14 protein-coding genes and 1 pseudogene are annotated in these 26,585 nt (G+C 41.0%); 14 read left to right on the top strand and 1 reads right to left on the bottom strand.

The window, feature by feature from the left end; translation table 11 throughout:
- Position 1: 1 nt before the first annotated feature.
- Positions 2–1,030 carry a galactose/methyl galactoside ABC transporter permease MglC gene (locus RYO92_RS02825; RefSeq protein ID WP_315369430.1) on the top strand — a complete coding sequence of 343 codons (1,029 nt, stop codon included), beginning with the start codon at positions 2–4 and terminating at the stop codon, positions 1,028–1,030.
- A 326-nt stretch (positions 1,031–1,356) separates the two neighbouring features.
- The gene (locus RYO92_RS02820; RefSeq protein ID WP_315369429.1) at positions 1,357–3,120 is read left to right on the top strand and encodes an N-acetylmuramoyl-L-alanine amidase family protein; all 1,764 of its coding nucleotides are present in this window, start codon (positions 1,357–1,359) and stop codon (positions 3,118–3,120) included.
- A gap of 141 nt (positions 3,121–3,261) precedes the next feature.
- On the opposite strand, the pseudogene RYO92_RS02815 reads toward RYO92_RS02820, so the two are convergent.
- Positions 3,262–4,795: pseudogene (locus RYO92_RS02815) on the bottom strand (IS1634 family transposase).
- Positions 4,796–4,905: 110 nt separating this feature from the next.
- On the opposite strand from RYO92_RS02815, the gene RYO92_RS02805 reads away from it, so the two are divergent.
- From RYO92_RS02805 to RYO92_RS02750, 12 genes are all read left to right on the top strand, one after another.
- Positions 4,906–5,076: a hypothetical protein gene (locus RYO92_RS02805; protein ID WP_315369426.1), complete on the top strand. Its 171-nt coding sequence runs from the start codon at positions 4,906–4,908 to the stop codon at positions 5,074–5,076.
- Positions 5,077–5,151: 75 nt separating this feature from the next.
- Positions 5,152–6,999 (top strand): N-acetylmuramoyl-L-alanine amidase family protein, encoded by a 1,848-nt coding sequence (locus tag RYO92_RS02800; protein ID WP_315369425.1) that lies wholly within the window; start codon positions 5,152–5,154, stop codon positions 6,997–6,999.
- 75 nt (positions 7,000–7,074) lie between these two features.
- The gene (locus RYO92_RS02795) at positions 7,075–8,970 is read left to right on the top strand and encodes an N-acetylmuramoyl-L-alanine amidase family protein (protein ID WP_315369424.1); all 1,896 of its coding nucleotides are present in this window, start codon (positions 7,075–7,077) and stop codon (positions 8,968–8,970) included.
- Between the two features lie 75 nt (positions 8,971–9,045).
- Complete coding sequence (locus tag RYO92_RS02790) at positions 9,046–10,953, top strand: N-acetylmuramoyl-L-alanine amidase family protein (protein ID WP_315369423.1); 1,908 nt, start codon at positions 9,046–9,048, stop codon at positions 10,951–10,953.
- A 75-nt stretch (positions 10,954–11,028) separates the two neighbouring features.
- Positions 11,029–12,924 (top strand): hypothetical protein, encoded by a 1,896-nt coding sequence (locus tag RYO92_RS02785; protein ID WP_315369422.1) that lies wholly within the window; start codon positions 11,029–11,031, stop codon positions 12,922–12,924.
- Positions 12,925–13,087: 163 nt separating this feature from the next.
- Positions 13,088–19,255, top strand: a complete 6,168-nt coding sequence (locus tag RYO92_RS02780; protein ID WP_315369421.1) for a hypothetical protein — start codon at positions 13,088–13,090, stop codon at positions 19,253–19,255.
- A 555-nt stretch (positions 19,256–19,810) separates the two neighbouring features.
- Complete coding sequence (locus RYO92_RS02775) at positions 19,811–22,459, top strand: hypothetical protein (RefSeq protein ID WP_315369420.1); 2,649 nt, start codon at positions 19,811–19,813, stop codon at positions 22,457–22,459.
- 54 nt (positions 22,460–22,513) lie between these two features.
- Entirely contained in the window at positions 22,514–23,476 is a 963-nt protein-coding gene (locus tag RYO92_RS02770; protein ID WP_315271451.1) for a DUF3137 domain-containing protein, read from the top strand.
- A gap of 88 nt (positions 23,477–23,564) precedes the next feature.
- Complete coding sequence (locus RYO92_RS02765) at positions 23,565–24,509, top strand: DUF3137 domain-containing protein (protein WP_315369419.1); 945 nt, start codon at positions 23,565–23,567, stop codon at positions 24,507–24,509.
- Positions 24,510–24,542: 33 nt separating this feature from the next.
- The gene (locus RYO92_RS02760; RefSeq protein WP_315369418.1) at positions 24,543–25,199 is read left to right on the top strand and encodes a hypothetical protein; all 657 of its coding nucleotides are present in this window, start codon (positions 24,543–24,545) and stop codon (positions 25,197–25,199) included.
- Complete coding sequence (locus RYO92_RS02755) at positions 25,196–25,780, top strand: TadE/TadG family type IV pilus assembly protein (protein ID WP_315369417.1); 585 nt, start codon at positions 25,196–25,198, stop codon at positions 25,778–25,780. Before RYO92_RS02760 ends, RYO92_RS02755 begins: the two co-directional genes overlap by 4 nt.
- A 10-nt stretch (positions 25,781–25,790) precedes the next feature.
- Complete coding sequence (locus RYO92_RS02750; protein WP_315369416.1) at positions 25,791–26,477, top strand: A24 family peptidase; 687 nt, start codon at positions 25,791–25,793, stop codon at positions 26,475–26,477.
- The last annotated feature ends 108 nt before the right edge of the window (positions 26,478–26,585 follow it).

Below are 26,585 nucleotides of genomic sequence, written 5' to 3'. Positions count from 1 at the left end.
AATGGAAAAGACACAAAAACAAAAATTAACGGATTTTCTGATCAATAACGGCGTTATTATCGTTATGTTCATCCTGGTGATTTACACAGGATTAACTACAAAGAACTTTTTGACCGCGGATAACGGAATGAACCTTTTGGCCAATATGTCCTATCGTTTAGTTATCGCCTTAGGAATTGCGGGCTGCGTTATTACCGCAGGTTGTGACCTTTCCGCAGGACGTATGATCGGATTCGGTGCCTGCCTTGCAGGAACCCTTTTGCAAAAGGCGGATTATTCCGGACGTTTCTTCCAGTCCGAGCCCTGGGCTTCCATGGGAAATGGAATTTTACTTAAGATTAGCCCGATGAATCCTTTCGTGGTATTACTCCTGGTAATGCTGATTTGTGCTCTCTTCGGTACCATCACCGGTTGGTTTATTGCTTACCTTTCCGTACCTCCCTTCATTGCCACACTGGCAATGATGGAAATCATCTACGGTTTAGGCCTTCTCTATACCAACGCAACTCCTTTGGGAGGTTACATTGAGTCCTACACCATCTTCTCTACCGGAAAATTCTTAGGCTTAAGCTATTTGATTTGGATTGCCCTTTTGATGGCTGCAATCACCTGGTTCATCTTCAACATGACCAGACACGGAAAATATATGTATGCTATCGGCGGAAACCCACAGGCGGCAGAGGTTGCCGGTGTTCCTGTAAACCTTACCTTAGTATTGATTTATGCGAAGGCGGCAGCTTTCTACGGCATGGCAGGCTATATGCTGGGAGCAAAAGCCGGAGGAGCTTCCGTAAATACCGGACTTGGTTATGAGATGGAGGCGATCGCGGCCTGCGCCCTGGGAGGTGTATCCGTAACCGGAGGACGAGGAAAGGTATCCAGTGCCTTTATCGGTGTGGCGGTTTTGGAACTTTTAAAGACCGCATTACAATACCTTGGTGTAAGCCCCAATGCGCAGTACATCGCCATCGGTATCGTAATCTTCATTGCCGCATCCTTGGATATTCGTAAGTATCTGACGAAGAAATAAAAGGTGAAATAAAAATAAGATGCCACAATGCCGATCTTATTTTTGTTTCTACTTGTTAAACTGTGAAAAGTAAAGAATAATAGGAAAGCGCTCAGACCGTTAAGGGTTTGGGTGCTTTTTGTTCTAATCGAGTATTACAGGTGAATTGGAGATAGCTTATTTCATTAATACTTAAAATGGAATCGTAAATTATTTCGGAGCTCATTCGAAGTGATACATTAAAAATATATTATATAAATATAAGATTAATTATTGATATAGTAATGACTACGGAATGGTGATAAAATAGCTCATAACAGTATATTACAGGCTTGCAGGAGGTGCAGATGAAAAGAAGCAGAATGGTATTCGTGGTATGTATGGGACTTGCGCTCTCTTTTATGGCAGGGAGAATGAGCGCTTATGCGGGAGAAGAAGGAACGGAACTTCGAGCCAGCTCTTCAAATATTTCTTCCTTGCAGGGGACACAATTTTTTTCTGCCGGAGCTAACTATGGATATTTTGGCGAGACTCCGCCTGCAGGAAAGATTGTCATTGATGAGATTCAACTTCGTGAACAAATAAATGATTTGATGCCTGATTTGATGCCTAATACACCGAGAGATGGGATGCGGGTACAAGAGCTTGATCTCAGAGGAAAGAACTTGAAGCTGAAGATTCATCAGAAGGGGGATGCCCCGAATCAGTTCATCAATGTAGACGATATCTACATTTCCTCTCCTATCTATTATAACAAGATGACCGGGGAAAGTGATTATGAGCGGTACACGGAAAGAACATTTACTCCCGGAGACTATTTTTACGGGATTGAACTGACTACAACAAACAAGAATTACTGGTTCGAGAATGATTTACGGAATAGTTTTTCTCTGGAAACCGTTTATGGGCAAGCAACAATTAGAGTCCATCATACCTATTCTTTCTATTTTGCGGGAGAAGAAGAGAGTGCAAACAAACTTGTTCTTTATTTTTCTGAAGGGTCTATGAGTAAAGTAGAAGAGGATTATCCGTTTAAAGAAATCAGGATGTTTCTTCCGGAGAAAGATTTACAGTATGGAAAATTAGGAGACGAGGTACCCTATACCACATGGAGTAAAATGGGAGATGGCCTGATTGATGGAAATGGAGAGGAAACAGAGACGGAAGTCTCCATTCCGCATAAGGGCGAAAATATAGTAAGATGCGAATATGCGTTAGAGGATGTTTCGAGGGGTGGATACTATGGAAGCGGATCGAAGATCACAAGGCCGGGAACTTATCGCCGTGTGCTTCGCAATTTTACATTGAAAATGAATTCGATAAGTCACTATCGTCTTACCTTCGGCGGCTTGGACGGCAGTCTTGTAACCAAGTTTTACATCAATGATAAAGAATGGAAGATTGATCCGAGAACAAGTTCTTTGGATTCAATCGATCCGGTGACGGGAAGCCTGAAAGTGACCTTGTATGACCCGGACTACATCACTTTAAGGGGCGCAGGTGGAAATACCGGCGGCTCCTCTCATAGCGGCGGTTCCGGTAGCTCCTCCGGCGGTAGCAGTGGTAGCAGTTCCTCAGGTAGTGGTTCATTTAGTGGCAGTAGCAGTGGAGGTTCTTCAGGTGGAGGCTCATTCAGTGGTGGTGGCTCCGGTGGAAGTAGCGGCGGTTCAGGGGGAGGCTCTTCTATTGTTGGTGGAAGTCCTGCCGGGCAAGTTTTAGGAGTAGATCGTTCTCTTTCCAATGGAGAATGGGTAAAAGATGAAAAAGGATGGTGGTACAAGAGAAAAGACGGAAGCTATCCGAAGAGTACCTGGGGTTATGAAGCCTACAATGGAAAGTCCTACTGGTATTATTTTCTAGACAGCGGATACATGGCAACAGGATGGGTAGACTTGAATGGCAGTAAATACTATCTCTTCTCTGGCTCCGACGGTTGGATGGGAAGAATGCTGACAGGCTGGCAGTGGATTGACGGATATTGCTATTATCTCGGAACGGACAGCGGAAACAACGAAGGGCATCTCTATCGAAATGAAAAGACGCCGGATGGCTACCAGGTAGATTCGGAAGGAAGATGGGTAGAGAACGGTGTTCCACAGATTAAAAAATAGCTACGAAAACTATACAAAACAATAGCTGAGAAAGAGGAGAAGTTGTTTGATTACGGCTTCTCCTTTTGCTTTATTGGAAATTTGCAGAGACATAAATAGCTTTAATGGCATTAATTATAGATAAAAATAGCAATAATATTTCTACTTTCTTGTTGCGGTTAAAATCTTTTTTATATCTCTTTGAGATACAATCTCGTAATCCGTTCTAAAACCAAATGTGTCGTGGAGTTTGTCTGTAAGGTCGGTTCGTGTATACTCAGGGATATATCCTTCACCGGGAGCTATCAGCATGTTCATTTCTTTCAGTGTTCTTATAATGCTTTCAGTGGTATAACTCTCACCTAACTTCTTCTCTAGAATGCGATAAAGAATCAGTGCGGTGAAGCAGGTAATGAAATGTGCCGTGATTCGATCTTTTCTGCTGAGATATACCGGTCTAGCTTGAAATTCACTCTTCATAATCCGGAAACATTCTTCAATCTGCCATCGCTTTTGATTAATACTTATAATCGTTGCCACGTCATCTTCCAGGTTTGTGCATACGGCATAGAAACCGTCATAACGTTCCTCTTCTGTGGCAACATCTTCATCTATCGAAGGGATCATTTTATCTGCAATCTCGCCGTCAGAAGTACAGTGATTCTGACGTATAAAACGCTTGGGATCGTTTGGACGTTTTTTATTCAGAGAAGAAGGATTTTCGACGAGCTTTTCAGCGCGTTCAAGCTGACGATTCCGTATCTTTCTCATATAGTCCCGATATTGAAAGGAAAAGGTGACAACGAGATGTTGCTCCAAACCGTCTTCATTAATCCACCGGTCTTTATAGAAAGTCTTCTCGTAATTCTCGACCTCATCTAGTTCACTGAGCTTGTACTCTTTTTTATCTCCGATAAGGTGCCATCCGTCTTCATCAAGACAGTAATCCTTGAGGTATCCTTTCAGCTTTTTGATTGCTTGCGTGGTAACAAATTTTCGGTTTGGAGTGTTGTTGAAGACACGGTTTGAAGTTGATGATAGCCCTGCATCTGTACAAACAATAAACTTCGTCATTCCAAAGTCAGAAAGAATCTTTTTCTCCAATGGTTTCATCGAAGGTTGTTCATTCTCGTTTCCGTTAAAGAGGGAGAAGGTGAGGGGAATCCCATCTGCATCCATAAATAGCCCCATCTGTACAATCGGATTCGGACGGTTTTCTTTGGAATGACCATATTTTCTGAAATCATCCGCTTCCTCAATCTCGAAGTAATAGTTAGTGCAGTCATAGTAAAGAACTCTTTTATGTCGATTCAGTACCATTTCGGAATTCTTGTAAAGTTGAGACTGGAAAAAATCATTCTCTTTTGCAAGGATTTCCAGTGCACGGTAAACGTGATGGAGCTTGCAGTCAGGCTTTTCAAGAAACTTTTTTGAAAGTTCAAGAGAAGACCTCTTGGATCCGGGATAAATAATCCTGGCGAAAAGTAGCATAGACAGGATTTGATTCTTCTGCGGAGCGTTTGGCAGCGTACTGCTTTGCCCACTCCAACGGAGTAAGCTCTCCGCAAACCTTCAGAAGTTCATCTTCCGAACCAATCTTCTCTATCGTCTTAGTAGTGGATTTACCATCTACCCAAACGGATTTACTCAGGTAATAGATGGTCTGATTCTTAGATTTTGATACAGATACTTTCATGACGCAGTCCCTCCATGCGCCCATTACACCATATATAGCCCAATATAGCCGATGTATATTTGATAAAATTTGACACAAAAAAAACAGGTTTTTCAAGGCCTGAGGAGGTTTTGGAACTATTTAACTGTCAAACTACCGAGTGGATTGACGGAAACTGCTACTACTTAGATACACAAGGACAGAATGAAGGAGTCCTGTATAGAAACACCACTACTCCCGATGGCTATGCAGTGGATTTGGAAGGAAGATGGGTAGTGAATGGAGCAGTGCAAAAACAATAAAATTTCCTCAAATGGATAGAAATATAGTATAATTTTATATCGTAAAATGGCAATAAATAAGAAAGGACGATGGAGATGAGAAGAAAAAACATGCTGGCTTTAGGACTTAGCTTTGTACTGGGAGTAGGAAGTAGTACTATGCCGGTATTGGCAGATATTTCAGCAAAAAGAGAAGAAGTAAAGCTGGAAAAGGAAGAAGTACAGGAAATACCTGAAGAGTCTAATGTTTTATTGGATTCTATGTTTGCTAATACAATGGAACATACATCGGAAAACAATCTTACATTGGATGAGGTAAATGATAGTTTAGAAGATTCTACTGATTCTTTTATCACAGAATCATCAGCAGAAAGTGCCAATCAAGAGCGAGGATATTCTGCTTTTCGTTCTATGATAAGAAACTCTGATAATGACATCCAAAGTATAGGAGTGCAGTTTCAACCCTGGGATGTTGCGGGAAGAGATCATATGAAAGTAGTCAGAACCCTGGGATTAAAGATTACTTCTTTAGTTATTAAAAAAGATCATCGAATATTGAAGAATCCGGAATCTGATATTCTTTCTATAATGCCAGAAAGAACAGTCGAGAAAAAAGAAGGCGCTCAATGGCTTACTTATAATAAGGATTATTATACACCAGGAGTATATCGCTACATCTATACGCTAAAGAAATCAAAGTCTTCATCTTATAACATAGTTCCAAAGGATACAGAGGAAAGTAACAATTCTTATTCTATCTTAGTTATGTATGATAATTTTTTGCATAAAGTAGTTAATACTTCTTATCTTATAGATAAAATAGGAATTAGTAGTAAAGAAGATAGTCAATATATTTATTATCCGGTTATAGGAAGAGAATTTACAGTAGAAGAGGAAAAGACCATTGCTAAGGCCTATCTTAGCTCGACTTTTGATATTCATAAAGCGAAAGTCGGAGATCGTATGCAAAGAGTTACATTACAAGTAGAAAAACTTGTACTGACAGACGGTACTGTAGTGCTGGCAAATACTTTTTCAGAACCATTTTTTGTAAATGTATACGATGACTATCCCGACACGCCCAATCAATTCAAGCTATTTTTAGATAGTTATAAAAATGCGGTGGGGGAACAGGGAAAGGTTTGGAATGCTTCTGAAGATACTCTTTTGCCGGCAGGACGTTATAAGGTTGCTTATTATTTGTCCCCTAACTATAAAATTGGAAAGTATCGTTTATTATTAGATGGAACAGATGATGATATTTATGGAAGCGTCACACAGTTTTATGTGAATAATGAGCTGTATAGTACCACGTCAGCAAAGCCAGAAAAAGCATTGACTGCAAGTATTAGACTAACGTCCGACTTCTTTGAGCCTACAAAAGTAGAGAAAAACACCGGAGAATCTTCAGGTAATGGATTCTCTAAAGAAAACTCCCTTCACTCCGGCTCCTCCAGTTCCGGGGGAAGTTCCTCCGGTTCCGGTGGCTCAGGGGGCAGTTTCGGTGGTGGTTCCGGAAGCTTTAAAGTAAGCAGTAGCTTTTCAGGACAGGTACTTGGCGTGGACCGTTCTCTATCCGGAGGCCAGTGGATGCAGGATGAAAAGGGTTGGTGGTATAAAAGACCGGACGGAAGCTATCCGAAGAATAGTTGGGGCTATGAAGCCTACAACGGAAAGTCCTACTGGTACTATTTCTTAGATTCCGGCTATATGGCTACAGGCTGGATAGAGGTAAACGGTAGTAAATACTACCTCTTCCCAAACTCTGACGGATGGAAGGGAAGAATGCTCACCGGTTGGCAGTGGATTGACGGAAACTGCTACTACTTAGACCTGCAAGGACAGAATGAGGGTGCTCTTTATAGAAACACCACTACTCCCGATGGCTATGCAGTGGATGCGGAAGGAAGATGGGTAGTGAATGGAGTGGTGCAAAAACAATAAAATTTCCATAAATGGATAGAAATATAGTATAATTTTATATCGTGAAATGGCAATAAATAAGAAAGGACGATGGAGATGAGAAGAAAAAACATGCTGGCTTTAGGACTTAGCTTTGTACTGGGAGTGGGTGCGAGTAGCACTCTCGCCTATGCCCTTCCTTTAGAGCAGGAAGAAAGCCTTCAGACAGGTAATTTAGAAGAGAAAACTGCAGAAGAGACAGCTTCCAATGCAGAGACCGTTACAGAGACCGCTGTAGAGAAAGACACAACAGAAGATTCTTCAGCTGTAGAGGAAAGGGAAGCCTCTGATAAGGAAAAGGAAGAGGCAGAAGAGGAATCTTCCCTTTCTACAGAAGCCTTAGGCGGCACGGACAGAGCTGTAGAAGAGACACTCACTCCATTAAGCAGAAGTAGAAGAGCCTTGGCAGATACTCCCCGCTATGCTAGTGAGGAGGAAGAAAAGGAAGACAGAAGAAATAGAATAACAGGAATGATGTTAGAATTCAATACACTAGAGGCTGTGGCCAGAGATCATATGAAGGTGGTTAGAGAGAAACCGATTACTGTAAAGGCTTATGTGGTGGACATAGCCGGAGCTCCTCATAATGTAGAGCAATTAAGTATAAGACCGAATAGAACAGTAGAGAAGAAGATTAATGGCCAATGGACAGAATACACATTGGATTATTTTACTCCCGGTGTGTATCGATATAAGTATATTTTAGATATACAAAAAGGCTCTACTTTATACGTTGCAGCAGGGGAGGAGTACAATGGGGTCAAGAAAGTTGCCATAGCTTATATAAAAGGACCTTATTTTTATCGTATAGAAAATGCATCTAATGATATGCAGAATATAGTTGCATTGGAAAAAGATAGTGCAAAAGGTAGAAAATATCTTTTAGAAAGTGGAGAATTCACAGTAGAAGCACAAAAGACAATTAGCAAGGTTTATCTAAAGTCCAGCTTTGATATTCACAATGTCCATGTAGGGGACTTGATGAAGAGGGCTACCTTGTCTACTGAAAAAATAGTATTAACAGATGGTACAGAGATTAAACCGGATAAAAATCCAATATTTTTTACAAATCCTTACGACAGCTATCCTAATAACCCAGATCAATGGAGGCTACTACTGTCCAGCGTTCAAACAGAGGAAGGCTATATAGGAAATGTCTCAAATATAAAAGAGACTAAGGCCTTTACTCCGGGACGTTATCAGATTTCTTATTTACTTCAACAAAATTACAAAATAGACAAGTGTCGTCTTTTGGTAAAAGGAACGGATGACAACTATGGGAATAATGGAACGGAATTCTATGTCAACAATGAGCTATATATTACGGAGATGCCTGCTAAGCCGGAGGTTGATTTAACTCCGCTACCTTTAATAACCTCTCCTTTATTTGATGCTAAAAAAGCAGAAAATCCATCTAAGAATAGTTCCGGTAATTCCTCTCGTGGAAACTCCGGTAGTTCTAGTAGTTCCGGAGGCAGCTCTTCCGGTTCCGGTGGCTCAGGGGGAAGTTCCGGTGGTGGTTCCGGAAGCTTTAAGGTCAGCAGTAGCCTTTCAGGACAGGTACTTGGCGTGGATCGTTCTCTATCCGGAGGTCAGTGGATACAGGATGAAAAGGGCTGGTGGTACAAAAGACCGGACGGAAGCTATCCGAAGAACAGCTGGGGATATGAAGCCTATAACGGAAAGTCCTACTGGTACTATTTCCTGGATTCCGGCTATATGGCTACAGGCTGGGTAGAGGTAAACGGTAGTAAATACTACCTCTTCCCAAACTCTGACGGATGGAAGGGTAGAATGCTCACCGGTTGGCAGTGGATTGATGGAAACTGCTACTACTTAGACCCGCAAGGGCAGAATGAAGGAGCTCTTTATAAAAACACCACTACCCCCGATGGCTATGCAGTGGATGCGGAAGGAAGATGGGTAGTGAATGGAGTGGTGCAAAAACAATAAAATTTCCATAAATGGATAGAAATATAGTATAATTTTATATCGTGAAATGGCAATAAATAAGAAAGGACGATGGAGATGAGAAGAAAAAACATGCTGGCTTTAGGACTTAGCTTTGTACTGGGAGTGGGTGCAAGTAGCACTCTCACCTATGCCCTTCCTTTAGAGCAGGAAGAAAGCTTTCAGACGAGTGCGTTAGAAGTGGGAAATACAGAAGAGACAGCTTCCAATACAGAGACCGTTACAGAGACCGCTGTAGAGAAAGACACAACGGAAGATTCTTCAGCTGTAGAGGAAAAGGAAGCCTCTGATAAGGAAAAGGAAGAGGCAGAAGAGGAATCCTCTCTTTCTACAGAAGCTTTAGGCGGCATGGACAGAGCTGCAGAAGAAACTCTCACTCCATTAAGCAGAAGCAGAAGAGCCTTGGCAGATACTCCCCGCTATGCTAGTGAGGAGGAAGAAAAGGCGGATAGGAAAAATCGAATTCTGTCTGTAACAGTAGAATTTGATACAGCAGATGTGGTTGCCAGAGACCATATGAAAGTAATACGAAACAAAGTTATTAATATAGGGGGCTATTCAGTACAGCAATATGGAGTACCAAAAGATTTCAGCTTACTACATATCCAGCCGAACAGAATTGTAGAGAAGAAAGTGAATGAGGAATGGGAAGTTTATAACTTGGACTACTATACTCCCGGCGTTTATCGCTATAAATATATATTTGAGATACAAAAAGGCTCCGATTTATATTTTATGCTTAGAGATGATGATGAAGATTTGTTTAATAAAACTGCAGTATATTTCACTACAAAGTTTTATTATCATATTTCGAACAATTCTCATCGAATTAATAAGATATTACCATTAGAGTTGGATAGTTCTAAGGGAAGAAAATACCTTCTGATAAGTAAGGAATTCACAGTAGAAGCCCAAAAGACAATTAGCAAGGTCTATCTAAAGTCCAGCTTTGATATTCACAATGTCCATGTAGGGGACTTGATGAAGAGGGCTACCTTATCCACTGAGAAAGTGGTGTTGACAGATGGTACCGAATTAAAGCCGGATAATAGTGAGCTATTTTTTGTGAATGCGTATAGAACTTATAGAGATCGCTTAGATCAATGGAATCTTCTGCTAAAAAGCTTTAAAACAGAGGATGGCTATAAGGGGGATGTTTCCAACATACAGGAGACTAAGGCGTTTACACCGGGGCGTTATCAAATAGCATATTTGCTACAACAGAATCACAAAATAGACAAGTATCGCTTTTTAGTTAAAGGAACGGATGATGACTATGGCAATGGGACCGAATTTTATGTCAACAATGAGTTATATACTACGAAACCGGTTGTACCTGAAACCGATTTAACACCTACTGCATTTTTATTTTCTCCTTTATTTGATGCTAAAAAAGTAGAAAATCCATCCAATAATAGTTCCGGAAACTCCGCCAGCTCTTCTCGTGGAAACTCCGGTAGTTCCTCCAGCTCCTCCAGTTCCGGAGGTAGCTCCTCCGGTTCCGGTGGCTCAGGCGGAAGTTCTGGTGGCGGTTCAGGAAGTTTTAAGGTCAGCAGTAGTTTTGCCGGACAGGTACTTGGAGTAGACCGTTCTTTATCCGGCGGCCAGTGGATGCAGGATGAAAAGGGCTGGTGGTACAAAAGAGCGGACGGAAGCTATCCGAAGAACAGCTGGGGCTATGAAGCCTATAACGGAAAGTCCTACTGGTACTATTTCCTGGATTCCGGCTATATGGCTACAGGCTGGGTAGAGGTAAACGGTAGTAAATACTACCTCTTCCCAAACTCTGACGGATGGAAGGGAAGAATGCTTACCGGTTGGCAGTGGATTGACGGAAACTGCTACTACTTAGACTCACAAGGACAGAATGAAGGAGCCCTTTATAGAAACACCACTACTCCCGATGGTTTTACAGTAGATTCGGAAGGAAGATGGGTAGTGAATGGAGCAGTGCAAAAACAATAAAATTCCCACAAATGGATAGAAATATAGTATAATTTTATATCGTGAAATGGCAATAAATAAGAAAGGACGATGGAGATGAGAAGAAAAAACATGCTGGCTTTAGGACTGAGTGCGGTACTTTGTACAGGGCTTTTTGTCCCTGCAAGCTATGCGGATAGTATTACGAAGGATACTTACGTTCCGGAGGTAGAAAAAACTGCTGAAACAGCAGGAACTGCAGAAGGATTAGATGATTTTCCGGAAGAAACTGCTGTGGAAGGGAAAACTGAGTCCATAGAGGAAGAAGTGTCGACTACTGATGCGGAAGACCTCGAGGAGCTTGCTGAGCGAAAGGGTGAGTTCACAGAGGACTCTACAGAAAGTATAAGGGGAACAGACTCTACGGTAGTGACCTCCGGATATTCAGGGTTTAGAAGTGCTGCAGTGACAAAACCACTTGATAATAAGATTGTTACTTTGCATGTTTCATTTGAAGATTGGGATTTTCCCGCAAGAGATCACATGAAAGTGCTTCGGGAGAAAAAGGTAAATGTAACAGGTATTGCCTTAAGAGGAGGAGGAGCTGGAGTTATCAACAATCCTAGCCCGGATCTTTATAAAATTCTCCCGGAGAGGGAAGTGGAAAAGAAAGTAAATGGTCAGTGGGTTCCTTATAATCGTAACTACTTTACCCCGGGGGAGTATCACTATGTATATACAATTGCTGAAGGAAAAAAGAGTCCATATTATCTTTTGCCAATAGCTGAACAGGACGGAGATGGAAAACTTACTTATACAAGAGTTTCTATGGAAGAAAGGTATTTTTATCATAGAGGGGTACATAGTTATTATCAGGACAATTTGAAAGCTACGCAACGGGAAGATGCAAAATATAAATATTATACCTTTGAAAGCGAAACTTTTACCGTGAAGGAAGCAAAGGTTATGGCGAAAGTATATCTCCGTTCCAGCTTTGACATCCATAATGTTAAGGTTGGTGATACTACGAAGAGGGCAACACTTCAAGTGGAGAAGGTTGTCTTAAAAGATGGTACGGAGCTTCTGCCTAAGGATTTACCACAGCCTTTTCTTATGAATTTTCGTAACGATTTTCCCGAAAACCTAGACCAGTATAAACTCTATTTGGAAAGCTATCCGAATGAAGCGGGAAAAAACGGAAATCTCAGATTTACGCAGGAAGAAGACAGAATTTTTCCGGAAGGTCGTTATAAGGTACTATATGTGATACAGCCTTATTATACAGTGGATAACTATCGTTTCCTGGTGTCGGAGACTGATGATAATTATGGTAAAGGCACAGAGATTTATGTAAATAATGAGCCCTATGAAGTCCGTAGGGTTATTCCCGATTATGAAATATCAACCATTACAAAAATAACTTCTCCTTTCTTTGATGCGGTAAAGGTAGAGAAGAAAGAAAATTATTCCGGTAGTACCGGAAACTCCGGCTCTTCCTCTAAAGGCGGTTCCTCCGGCTCTGGTAGTTCCGGAGGAAGTTCTTCCGGTTCCGGCGGATCAGGGGGAAGTTCCGGTGGTGGTTCCGGAAGCTTTAAGGTCAGCAGTAGTTTGAGCGGCCAGGTACTTGGTGTAGATCGTTCTCTATCCGGAGGCCAGTGGGTACAGGATGAAAAGGGTTGGTGGTACAAAAGAGCGGACGGAAGCTATCCGAAGAACAGCTGGGGCTATGAAGCCTATAACGGAAAGTCCTACTGGTACTATTTCCTGGATTCCGGCTATATGGCTACAGGCTGGGTAGAGGTAAACGGTAGTAAATACTACCTCTTCCCAAACTCTGACGGATGGAAGGGTAGAATGCTCACCGGTTGGCAGTGGATTGACGGAAACTGCTACTACTTAGACTCACAAGGACAGAATGAGGGTGCTCTCTATAGAAACACCACTACCCCCGATGGCTATGCAGTGGATGCGGAAGGAAGATGGATAGTGAATGGAGCGGTACAAAAACAGTAAAACAACCATTATGTTTTATAGAAATGGTTATATAATCTATTTTAGGGAAAAGCTAAAATAGAAAAAGACAGTAATTCTAAACAGAAATTCGACAATGCAAAAGGTAAAGAAACCGAGATAGAAGAGATGCTTCTGTCTCGGTTTGTGGAAGAAGGAGTAATTTATGAAAAGCTTTATCTTGGGGAAGAGAGGAAAGAGGCTGATAGCCCTGTGCCTTGTTATATTACAAGTGCTTTTTCAATTTCCTGTAGAATGGAAAGCGGAGGGAAGTCAAGTAGAGGGAAGTCAAGCAGAAGGAAGTCAAGAAGAGAAAGTTACAAAACTAGATTTTTCCTTTGTAGATCATAACTCAGAACGAGCCGGCTCAATCAAGGTGGAGGTAGAGCTTGTTGTATATAAAAAAATCGATGCAAAAAAGACAGAAGAGACAGATGAAAACGTGCTGTCTTCTTCCGTGATGGATGAAGATGAGGAGGAAAAGGTATCAGCTTCTTTTATTAGAGATGAAGGTAACGAAAAGACTAGCTCCAGTACTTCCGGAATAGAACCGGACGGTAACTATACTAAAGAACAAGTCAACTGGGATGAGAGTGACGGATTCCCACATTATTATCCCAGTTCGAACTATAGTGAAGATAAACCTTCTAATCAGATACATCCGACTTATGGAATTGTTCAGAAAGTTTTATTTTATACCGGGCAAACGAATCAAGATGGAGAAATTTCCCAGGAAATTCCGGCAGAGTATATGACCACAAACTATACGATAGAGATTCGTGTACGAGGAAGTAATGAGTCTTATGAAACGTCTGGTTTATATGAAGAACGTATTACAGACGGAAATTTACCGGATGACCTGTATAGAACTATAGAGCTTGAGTTGAATCAAAAAAAGAAACAGCAGTGGCAAGGAAACTTAGTATTTCCTCCGGTAAATGATGTAATTTTGAAAGAGGGAAAAAGTAGTCCTATTCTGTTGGAAGCATACTATCAAAAGGCCAGTGAGGAAGAGGGGGTAACGGTACCCCAAATAGAGTATTACCTTAAGAATTCCCGGGGTGATAGAACACGGATTTATGATCCTACTGCTTTTCCGGTTGGTACTTCCGGAAGATTTACCATCATCGCCAGAGTACCCGAGGACGCCAATCACGCTGCTTTAGAAGCTGATCAGAGTTTAGTTGTAAAAAAACGCTTTAATGGAGAAATCATTACAAATAAAAATATTAAAATACCACTGGAAAAGGGTGAAGAGATTCAGCCGGAAATTAATGAGATGTTTAAAGGCAAGGTCCATTATTCTATTATTTCTAATGACGATCATTCTATTGTTCTTGATGAAGCTAAAGGGGCCATTAAAATGGAACGTGTTGGAAGAGCAGCAACAGTAGAGGCGCGAGTAGATGATTGGGTCGATGCAGGGGACGGCACGATATATACGGTTGAACCGGAGCAGTTTTATATAACGATTATTCGCGGAAAACAAAAGCAATTTTCCTTTAGTTTAAAAGATTTTGGACAGCCAAGTGAAGAAGAAAGGGGAGGGAATAAGGTATTCCGGTATACCGTGCATTACGGAAAGGAGAATCAGGAAAGAGGATGGACTTTAGGGAAACATTCTTTTCGCGTAAGTACCAGAGGCGCTACAGGCACGAGTGTAAGTTATAAGCTTGAAGCAGGAGAGGATATTGCTGATTTTAATGCACAGACAGGAGTCCTTACTTTTAAAAACAGTAAAGTTGGTCCTGTCCTAATAGCTGCTACATCTGTTGACCCAACAGGAAATTATGATCCAAAGACCATTTATGCGGAGATTAATGTGGTTTATCCGGATTATTCCGATTATCTTCACATTCAAGAAGAAGCTAATGTCAAGGGCTGGAACAATAAGAATGTGAGGATTACTGCTCAAAATAATGGTAGTAAATATGCAGTATCTTATAGTGACTCCTGGGAACATGGAGATTGGGAGCCGGAGATTAATCTGAGAGAAGACAGTGAGTCTCCTGAGGGAAAGATTGTCTACATTAAAACAAAAGAGGGAATCGGACTGGGACTAAAAGAGGGAAAGGTTCTTGGAAAGTATAAGATAGACACTACCGAACCGGAGCTTTCTTCCATTTCCTATACGAAAGATAAAGAGTCCAGACTGAAAAGCCTAGGAGGCTATGGCTTCTATAGGGACACGCTTGAAGTAGAATTAAAAGCCAAGGATAAAACCTCCAAGGTAGATACTTTCCGTTACCGTTATCTGCATCAGGATAGTGATGGTATTATTCGAACAGGGTCATGGCTAAAGGTTAGCGATGGTGATGAGAACTTTAGCAGACCGGATGAGAATACGGCGATTGCAAAAATCAAGATTGATCCTCAATTCCGAGGCAAGATTGAATATTATGCGGTTGATAATGCAGACAATAACAAGCTTGGAACGCACACTCTAATTAACGATGAGTTTTTGGTTGTAGATAGCAAAAAGCCGGAGGCTAGACTTCAGTTTACAGATTCGTATAAAAGAGTAGGAGACCATTTTTATTTTCAGAATCAGGGAATTTTAAGTCTTGGAGTGGAAGAAAAGAACTTTTTTCCTGAGGATCAGGATTTTTCTTTGAAGGTTTATAGCAGAAGAAATGGAGAAGACAAAGAAAGTTCCTATAGAGTGCAGGGCAATAGGGAAGCTCTCACCTTAAAGAAGAATTCCGCTTTCATTAGTGATGGAAGAGAGAGCTTGTTAGAGGACAATTCTACTTCCTTCGTGCAAATCATGCCTAATGGGGAACAGAATGATTTGACAATGAATTTCACCGAGGAAGGACATTATCGTTTGTCCTTTGCCTATAAGGATCCTTCCGGAAATCCTTTAGAATGGAAGAATACTTTAGGATTGGAGAAGAATGGAGAACTGGCTATCACTGTGGATCATACAGACCCCAAGATTTACTTTGACCCTTCTTCCGAAAGTGGTCAGGTACGGTACTTTGCGAAGGATGTCAAATTTACAACAAAGATTTTAGAAGAAAATTTTAGTACCAATGATACCCACCTTAACTATAATTTTCTTCCGGATACTGTGAAAAGTTCGCCTTCATCTCTGGCTACGCCGGTAAGTCCCAGCACTATGCCCGGGCGTATTCTTCATCCCCGTTCTCTGGCTTCGACAAGAGGCGTGCAACAGTTTAAAAATCATACGGTTACGTGGAAGAAGGAAAAGCTATCCGATTCCAACCTATATTCTTCTGAACTAAATTTCACAGAGGACGGACAGTATGAGGTTATGGTGGATACTACCGATCTTTCCGGAAGAAAAGCCAGCGCCTCCAATTTCCTGGTAGTGGATAAAACACCGCCTAAGATTCGGCTGACTTTATCCAATGACGGCTTGGCTAATGAGAAATACTTTAGAGAAGTTAGAAAGGGGCAAATCGAAATTGAGGATGCCAACTTGGATTTCTCTTCTCTTCAGGTAGAGCTTACTGTAAAGGATAAGGCAGGAAATTCCATATCCATAGATGATGCAGACCATTTAACCAATCTAGCTTACTGGACGAAGGCGGGGAATAAGTATACCTATCCTATTGAGTTTAGTAAGGATGGGATTTATCATATCAGTCTTAAGGTCAAGGATTTGGCAGGCAATGAAAATGCTCCCATAGAAGTAGGAGAGACAAAGGCGGCCTTTGATTTTGTGGTGGACAGAAAAGCCCCCACCGGTGCCTTGAAGATTGGTGATTGGGATCGTTCCAAGGATGGAACCCTTTGGACCAAGCTCCTGGATCGTATCAGCTTTGGTCGATTCAGCAATAAGAAGCAGGTCATTCGTTTGCAGGCGGAGGATAACCTTAGCGGTGTCGGGCTGGTGGAAGTTCTTCGAACAAGGGAGAAGATGAGTCTTGCAGACTTGCAGGCAAGTTCTGCCTTTAAGAATGTTACCAGCGAAGCAAAGGATGGTTACTGGTCCAAGGAAATCTCTCCCAACGAGACCTTTATTACCTATGTCCATCTGAAGGATATGGCCGGAAATCAGTATTACCTAAGCTCTGACGGTGTGATTTTAGACCAGCAGAATCCGGAGATTCATATCACCTTACCGAAGGAAGAGGAGAAAAACGGCCTCTACAAGAAGGATGTGGGGGTAGGCATTTCCGTAACGGAGCCAAGCCCCGGAAACAGCTATGCCGGCTTAAAGGATGTGACCTATACCGTTTACAGGGACGGTATAGAAACCCAGGCAGGCTCTCTCTATCATTTTTCCAAGGAAGAGCCTCAGTTAAACGACTTAAAGAAGTCCTATGAGGATGCCCATGCCCTGACGATTCTGGCAAAGGACAACAACAGCAATGACGTGGTTCTGAAGATTAAGGCGGTGGACAATGCAGGCAATCAGACGGTGAAGGAAGAGCACCTGAGCATTGACATTACCAGGCCGAGGGTTGCCTTATCCTTCGACAACAATCGTGTGGAAAATGAGTTTTATTTTAAAGAAAATCGAACGGCTACCATTACGGTAGAGGAGAGAAACTTCTCAGAGGATGCCTTCAAGATTTTGATTACAGACCCGGCAGAGGGAAAGGGTGCCAAGCTTTTGGAGGTGGAAAGGGATTCCTTCCAAAAGGTTTCCGGAAGCGGAGACAGTACCAGATGGGAAAGCCGTATTTACTTTAATAAGGACGGAGACTATCAGCTTTCCATCACCGGAGAGGACTTGGCCGGAAATGCCATGGAAGAGCTAGTCTATGCAGAGGGTACTCAGGCAGCTTTGGACTTTACCGTGGATAAAACAGCCCCTGTACTCAGTGTAAGCTATGACAACAATACCCCAAACCATGAGTTTTATTACAAGGAAGGAAGAAGGGCGGAGATTTCCATTGAGGAGAAAAATTTCCGTTCGGATCTTGTGGACTATTCCGTGTTGAAGGATGGCGGCAGAGAGGGACATGGCAGTGCCCTGTCTTCCTTTAGCGGTGGAGAAGGTCGTGGGGTTTCCGAGCTTCATCATCAGGCAAGCATTTCCTATGAAGAGGACGGAGACTATCAGTTCAACATCCGGGTGAAGGATTTGGCGGGAAATGAGGCCTTGGCTTATCCGGAGGATCATTTTGTCATTGACAGAACGGCTCCCAGTCTGACGATTAGTGATATTTTGAACGAGTCTGCCAATAAGGGAGAAGTAAGTCCCAAGATTTCCTATGGCGATCGTTACTTGGATCAGGACGCTTTGTCTTTGAAGCTTGTAGGAGAGGTGCATGGAGAGCATGAACTGTCTTCTCAGCAGGGAGGAAGCATTTCCATAGCCAGAACGGATGCCTTAAACCTTCCTATGCAGAAGCCTATGAAGGAAATCGAGTCTCCAAAGCAGGAGGAGAAAGAGGGCATTGTTTACCAAAGCTCCGCCGGGGGAGAAGAGGGAAATCTTTCCTTCCAAAACTTCCCGGAGGAGCCGGAGACGGACGATGTGTATCGGCTTTCCGCAAAGATTGTGGATATGGCGGGAAATGAAACTACGGAGGAGCTTTGGTTCTCCGTAAATCGTTTCGGTTCCACCTATCTTCTGTCCGACAGGGCGAAGGCACTGCAGGGTACCTATCAGAAAGAGGGAGAAGAGATTCTGATTTCGGAAATCAATGCGGATGAGGTTTTGTCTTCTGCATTGACCTTATACAGAAATGAGGAGAAGCATGCCCTTTCCGAGGGGGCGGAGTATCAGACTACGCGCTCCGGCGGTAACGGAAAATGGTATCGGGGAGATTATCTGATTAAGAAGGATAACTTCGACAAGGAAGGTCTGTATCATTTGCAGATTTCCTCTCAGGATAAGGCAGGAAACCTTGCCAGTACGGAACAGACCGAAAGAGGGGCGGAGCTTCGCTTCGGTATCGACAGAACACCCCCCAGAATCCTGCTTTCCAATGTGGACAATCAGGGGGTATACCGTGGTGATGCCCTGGATCTGGATTTATCCGTACAGGATAACCTGTGGCTGGAGCAGGTGGATGCCACCGTGGATGGAACGGAAGAACTAAGCTGGAGGGACAAGAGTTTACAGGAAGCGGTTGCTAAGGACAGCTTCCCCTTACAGATTTCCGGAGAAAAGGGAAAACGACATAAGCTTTTGGTGGTAGCAAGAGATGCAGCCGGCAATGAAAGCCGAAAGGAAGTTTCCGACTTCGTGATTACCAACAATCCTTTGCTTCGTCTTATTTCTCAGAAAAACTTTGCCAGAAATGCCGCCATCGCTACTGTGGCAGGCTTAATGGGATTGTCCTGCGTGGTCAACGGCCCAAGCCTCTTACAGGAGCTGAAGCGGAGAAGACTGAGAGGAAAGATAAGATAGGGAAATTTAGATTTTTGTTTTTTAAGGCAGAAAATAATTGACAGAACAAAGGAGAAAAGCTTATAATCCCGAGTTTGACAGTTGAGAAAGAGCCAAGAGCCCATAAACGGCGTAATTACGCCATTTATGGGCTCTTGTTGATTCTCTTTTGCAAGGATTTCCAGTGCACGGTAAACGTGATGGAGCTTGCAGACAGGCTTTTCAAGGCCTGAGGAGATTTTGGAACTATTTAACTGTCAAACTCCCGATAGCTTTAATGGCATTAATTATAGATAAGAATAGAAATAATTTAATATAAATATTGAAAAATAAGAATCCATAAGTTAGTATAAACTATAATAGGGAATTGTTTAAAGTTATGTAATATATATAGAAAAATAACAATGGCAGTTCACTACCTAAACAGATGCGTTTATGCAGGGGGGACAGATGGAAAAGTTTTCAATGAGTATTTCTTTCCATGGGAGAGTCATGAAAAATTTTATGACTCTTATTCTATGGATTATTTTCTTACCGGTAATTTTCATTCCAAAGCTTAGGAACAGAATCGTTCCCATGAATATTTTAGAATTTCATAAAAAACTAAAGTTCTTTTTGTATTCTCATGTCAATGGCGGAAAGGGAATGATTTCTATTTTTTTGGCATTAACTGTTTCCCCTTTGTTGATGTGTACTTTGATTTTCGTAGAATATGCCAGAATACAAAGCGCACAAGCCATTATTGAAGAGTTGATGGGAAGCTCTATTTTTTCTGCCCTGGCTCATTATGATCCATACTTGGATGAACGATTTGGCTTTATGGCGGTAAGACAGGATCAGGAAGAATCTTTGGACTCTCATTATCAAAGCTATCTGGAAGCGAATGTTCAAGGATTCGGAAAGGCCATCAGCTTATCGGGAAGCTCGGCAGAGGGAAAAAATTCGCTTATTGAACCTTTAGTATTAAGGCAGGAGGTATTCGAGTACAGTGAGCTTTCCGTACCCATCAATACTTTGGAAGAGGGCTTAAATATAAAAGAATTATTGGATTACTACCATAAAAAAAATCCTTTACAGATTTGCAAAAATTTACTGGATAGTGGAAACAATGTAATTGATATTACGGATTCTGCTATTAATATGGCAAAATCTTTAAAAGAATACTGCGATGAAGCAAAGAAATATGTAGAGTCTTTAACAAAGTATAAAGAAGCAAGAAAGGCCTATGATAATGCGTATCAAGCTTTAGAAGAGGCAAGAAGCAGGAAAGATAATGGAGAAGAGATTTCTTTGGATTCTTACATTAGTGAAGTAGATAGCAAGGCCAGAGCCTTTGGCACAGCTACCGATGATTTAAAAGAGAGGCTTTCTTCTTTAAAAGAGAAAGAGAGAGATTTTTTAAAAAGCAGGGAAAAATATGCAAAAGGATTAGATGAACTACTGAGCAATACCCAAGAATACTATAAGAATAAGTATAAGAATAAGTATGGTAAAGATACAATAGAGGATCCTTTTTTTGCCACTTATAATGTAATGAATAATCAGGCTCAAAAATTTATAGATAACCAGCAAAAGGAAATATATAATGACGGACAAGAAGATGATGAAAAACTAGAAGCGCAGGCTAAAAAACTGGAGTCTTACTCTGCTGAAGCAGATGATAAAATTGAAGGATATATTGTTCTCTCTGAAGCAGAAAGTATTGATAAAATAACGGCTGCCTTATATGGAGAAATGGAAAATACCATTAAAGGCTCTGATTCTACGATTGATCTTGTAAGAAGTCTTAAGGACTTATTGTATCAGATTATAGGGACAAAAGTATTATATGATGGTTCCTTAGATTCTAATTTGGATCCCAGTGAGTTGATTAATCAAAGCGGTGTGCTGGACTTGGGGACAGCGGAAATAACGGATAGCGTTGTGAATTTATTATCTTCTATTTGGCAGTTCTTAATGGCGGCAGCAGATGGAGATTTTTTCGCGACGTTAACAGCTCTTGGAACTTTTTTGAAGAGCCTAGTCACCTTCTTTAAGGGTATATTTGATTGGGCAAGTAGCAGGCTCCAAAATCTTGGGCGTCTACTTTCCGGTGGAGAGTCCCTGGGGAAGAATTTTCTGCTCTATGGCTATGGTGTTTACAATATGCCAAATAGAACCAATTATAGTGATGGTTCCAGTTTAACGGGATATGAGTATAGTAATATTTTTGAAATGGCCGGTGGTACTTATAATATCGGTTTTCTAGACGGAGATTTCTGGCATTATCCTAAAATGGATAATGTGGAAGGAAGGGACAAACTCTACAAGGGAGCAGAGCTGGAGTATCTTTTAACCGGTTCCAACTCGGAAAAAGGTGCACAGGTGGGTACCTTCTTTAATGGCTTCTTATTAAGATTGGTCTCTAATCTCCCGGCTATTGCAAGTTCTGACTGGATTACAGAAACAAGTGTTACCGGTCCCTTCGTAGTAGTTGTTTTTGTGATACTTCTTTTACTAGAGTCATTTATAGATATGATACTTTTGGTAAACAAACAATCCGTTAGTCTTATTAAGATGAAGGCCTATATGTCTACTGAAGGCATATCAAACTTTATCGAGGATTTTTCAAAGTGTAGGGGGTTAAATGATGAAACAGCGAAACAAATCAAAAAGGGCACTCAGGATACAGCGGATAAGATCGCAGCAGAAGCAAAAAATAAAATAAATAGTACATTCGGAGGTACGACAGAAAGCAGTGAAGAATCAGATAACAACGATTCTAAAACAGAGAACGCTGAATCGAAAGCTACCAAAGATACCACAAAACCAGATAATGATAATTCCAATTCAGAGAACAATGCATCGAAAGCTACAAAGGATAGTACGAAGCCCCAAAATGATAATTCCAACTCAGGGAATACTGTTCCGCAAGAACCAAAGGAAACCACAGCCACAGAGGCCATGGGCTTAAAAGATGAGAAAGGCCTTATGAAGCTGGACTATGGGGAGCATTGTTTAATTTTGATGCTTTTAGGAACAAATCAAGATCAGTATCTTATGCGGTTACAGAACCTTGTGCAATTGGAGGCAAAGGAAAAGTATAAGGAAAAAACGGATTATCATTTGAGTAAAGCTTATACCGGAATTACCGCTACCACAGAGTATCAATTAAATGAATTTGTGCCCATTACAAAAAGTACTGGCGGGTTTAAACTTGATTGTACGAAAACGCTTGGGTATTAGAGAATAGTATTATTAAAAAATTTAAAGTATATATCGGAAAGTCGGAGAAAGTTGATGGAAAAAGATTGTATTCACTTAACAAGTGAAGAAAAAGAAAGATTAATAGAATTTAAGAAATCAGATAAATTTTTAAAAGCTTATAAACAAATTAAAGAGGAAATCGGACTTGAAGAAAGAAAAAAGCTGTATTTTCGTTTAAAGGTTTTATTTTGCTTATTTCTTCTTGTGAAATTTTTTCCATTGGGGATTTATCTGAGTTTCTTTGCTTTTATTATTTTTATGACATATGCTGTGCTGAAGGAAGAGAAGAAGAGCAGTTTAGTCGATACATATGCTCTCGGTATCTTAAATTCAATTTTACAAATCCTTGATCCGAATGCAGAAATATGCGTTAAAGGTGACTTCGTACTTAACGAATATATAAAAGTAGTTCCCGATTCTTATTATTATGCCCTAGGATGGATGTTTAAATATAATGATGACAGATGCCTTAAAGTTTGTGACCTGCGAGCATGGCATGAAGTGAAGAATAGTGAACATGACACAAATCCTAGAGAAGTCACTGATTTTCGAGGACTATTATATGGACTGATATTACCCCATTCTTATGCAGGTCAGTTACGAGTTGTTCCAACCAAGAAATCAAAATTCTTAAAAAAAGAAATCCAAGGAAGATATCTTGAAGCATTGGAAGGTGAAAGAAAAATAGATGTAGAAGATGTTTTACATAATGAGAATTACAACATTTACTGTACTGATGAGGTATCTGCCAGAAAATTTCTTAATCCCAGTGTTTTAGCTTGGTTTGATCAACAGATTTCGAAACAAGGATTATCATTATATTTGAAAGAAAATAAGCTGTTTATTTCAGTATATCAGGATCACTATCTGTTCCAAGTACCATATACACAGGAAATGCTGGATGCATGGTCAGTAGAAACAGCAGCACTCAGCCTTAAAGAGCTGAATCAAGAGATTAGGGATACGGTGGGTATTTTTTATCAGTTATCGATGTAAGATAGAGGAGAAATAAGGGAAGGCCAATAAATTGCATCAGAGGTGAAAGCATTCACGGAAGTACAATTTTAAAGGAGAAAATAGGAAAATGGCATTAACAGCTGAAGAAGTAGAGAAATTAAAGGAACTTAAACGCACTGAAGAGTTTAAAAAAAACTATAAACTGATAAAAGACGAACTTGTAAAAAGAGACAGGCAAGGTGTAGACATGGCTGCTAAGGGATTAATTTGTCTCTTCGTGCTGTGCTATCTGCCTCGTCGTGCAGGCTTTCCTTTGGCAGTAATCCTGCTGTTTGTCTTAATCATCATCCCCTTTTTTAAGAGCAAAAGTGATATCGATTTGAATGCCATCTATAAAAAACAGATTCTTAACCTGATACTGGGGGCAATCCTTCCGAAGGCTAAGATTCACTCCTGGGGAGAAGAGCCTATAGAGGATGTAAAATATGCGGTTCCTAAGTCGGAGAAGTATAATCAATTCAATGCATTGAAGTTTAATGACGAACGAAACCTTAGTGTTTGTAATTTTTATGCCTGGCATGAAGAAGAGTACAAGAGTGGAAAGGAAAAACGAATTAAGAAAGTGAGGGATTTCCGAGGCGTTTTGTATGCTCTAACTCTGAGGGAAGTTTATCAAGGGCATGTACGGATTGTGCCTACAAAGCAGCTTGCGCATTTGAATATAGAGACCCAGGGAAAATATGCGGGAGTCTTAGAGGGAGAGCAAAAGATTGATGTGGAGGATGTGCGGCACAATGAAAATTACAACATTTACTGTACGGATGAGATTGCTGCCCGAAAGTTCTTAAGTCCAAGTGTTCTGGCTTGGTTTGATGAGCAGATTTCAGATCAGGGACTTTGTGCCTACCTTAAGGGGAATAAACTTTATATCAGCAAATATACCAATGAATATATGTTTCCGGTGCCGTACACCAAGAAGAAGCTGAGTGAGTGGTCGGTGGAAAAAGCGGCTCTCTATCTAAAAGACTTAAGTCAGGAAGCAAAGGCTATGGCATCGGTTTTTTCTAAATAGTAATGTAAACAATGGGAACAAAAGAGGTGAGTTATGGATGTTCGAAGTGAAGAGGGAACCATAATGCTGGAATGGGGGATAGGAATGATATTTTCTATCTTTATTCTTATGTTTTTTTTGGCCTTATCCGTTCATTTGTATCAGCGAAACATGTTTACAGCGGCCTGCAATGCGGCGGTAGTGAGAGTGGCAGAGAATTATAAATACGAAGGCTTGGAATACAAAGAGGAGATAACAGTACAAGATATTGAAAATATAGGCTTGTATCGCTATCTTAGTCTGAAACAAATGAATCTTCTCATACACGGAAATGAGAAAGCAAGTAGTTTTTTAGGATTTAGACTTACGAAGTACAGTGGCGGAAATGGTGGCGGTAAGGAAACGGTAAGGGTAAAGAGAGTTCCGGATGATCTTGGACGATGCCATTATGTACTGGAAGCGGAAAAAAGCTTTGATTTTCTTTTTGCACCCTTGTTGGAGAAAGTCGGCTTAAAAGAATCCAACAAAGTAAAAGTAGTGGCAGTTGCCTCAACCCTGGATGTGCTTCATTACGTCAATACGGTCCATTTTAGCCAGTATTTTAATAATAAAATAAGTGATCTCTCCAAGGTTGCAGGAGTGATAGATTCCTTTATCAGCCTTGGAAAGGATTTGTTCGGTTTGATTACTTCTTTTGGAGAGGATTCATGATGGGAAAAGAGGTAAAAGAGAAAATGAATAGCTTTAAAGAGTCACTTCTTAGAGAAAGAGCTTCCGTTACCCTAGAGGCGGCGATTATCTTGCCCATATTCTGCTTTCTATTTATGGCATTGAATGGTGTGTTCTTTGTGTTTTCGGCGCAGAATCAAGTGATGCATACTTTGGTGCAAACGGCTAATAGTCTGAGTCTGGATCCTTATTGGAATGAAAAGATAAGATTGGAGAATACCAGTGTGAGCACTATTTTGCAAAGATTTGAGCGTTATGCTGTACGAGACAAGAGCTTTTCTTCTGCGGAAAGCTGGCACAAGAATGAAACAGTGTCTTCCGGCGTGCTGGAGGATCGATTTTATTCTTATTTTACCGGGGATGGAAATAAACTCAGTGCTTATACTAAATTAAAAAAATTGGGCGTTGTAGGGAACATGGAGCTTAGCGGGACAGTCAATAACGGCGACTTAACCCTTGTTGCCAAGTACAAGATGAAGTTTTGGTTTAATCTTTTTAAAACAGAACCATTGGACTTATCCCAGAAGGTGAAGGTTCATTTGTGGGGATTGGAAGACTATTAAAGGGGAAAACATGGCTTTAAAAATAGGCATCGGTGTATTATATCTGCTTCTCTCTGTGTTAGCTATTAAGCTAAGCCACATTTTACTGGTATGGCATCAAAAACAGCAAGAGGACAGGGGGATAAATAAAAAGGAAACCCATCCGATTTTCGATAAAAAGGCAAAAAATATATTGTATGGATTGTTTATTCTGTTTTCCGCTGTATTGGGCTACTTTACGGCACAGAATGCAGTAGATACCTTTGCTATCGTTCGTCTGACTTTGTTGTATTTTATTTTGGCTGTAGCGGCCATTGTAGACGGGGAAAAATACATTATTCCGAATATCTTAGTACTGATTTTTCTGGTGGCAGGGGTAGTGATAGGACTCATTGAAATTTTGTATTATCACCTTGGGTGGAAAGAATTCCTTTTCCAGTCCTTAGGTTCCCTGTTTATTTTATTGCTCTTTCTTCTGTTGATGGTATTCCTATCAAAGGGGGGACTGGGAATGGGAGATGTAAAATTATATGCTGCCATTGCCTTTTATTCCGGCATCAGTGCAGCCTGTATCATTCTTCTTTTTTCCTTTATTCTTTGTGCGATTACGTTCATCCCCTTTCTGCTTCTAAAGAAAATAAAGATTAAAGATGCCTTTCCTATGGGGGGCTTTATCTTTGCAGGCTATGGCATTAGCTTGATGCTGTCCCTGATATAGCACTGGGCTTTTGAATGGAGCATTGGGATGTACTATGGAGGATATTATGAGATTATCTTCTTAAATTGATGAAAAAAGACCGATAAACCATCGCTATGCGGGTTTACC

Origin of the sequence: Oribacterium sinus (assembly GCF_963553175.1) — a bacterium.
In the GTDB taxonomy this organism is placed as follows: domain Bacteria; phylum Bacillota; class Clostridia; order Lachnospirales; family Lachnospiraceae; genus Oribacterium; species Oribacterium sinus_B.
This window is presented reverse-complemented; position numbering and strand designations above follow the sequence as displayed.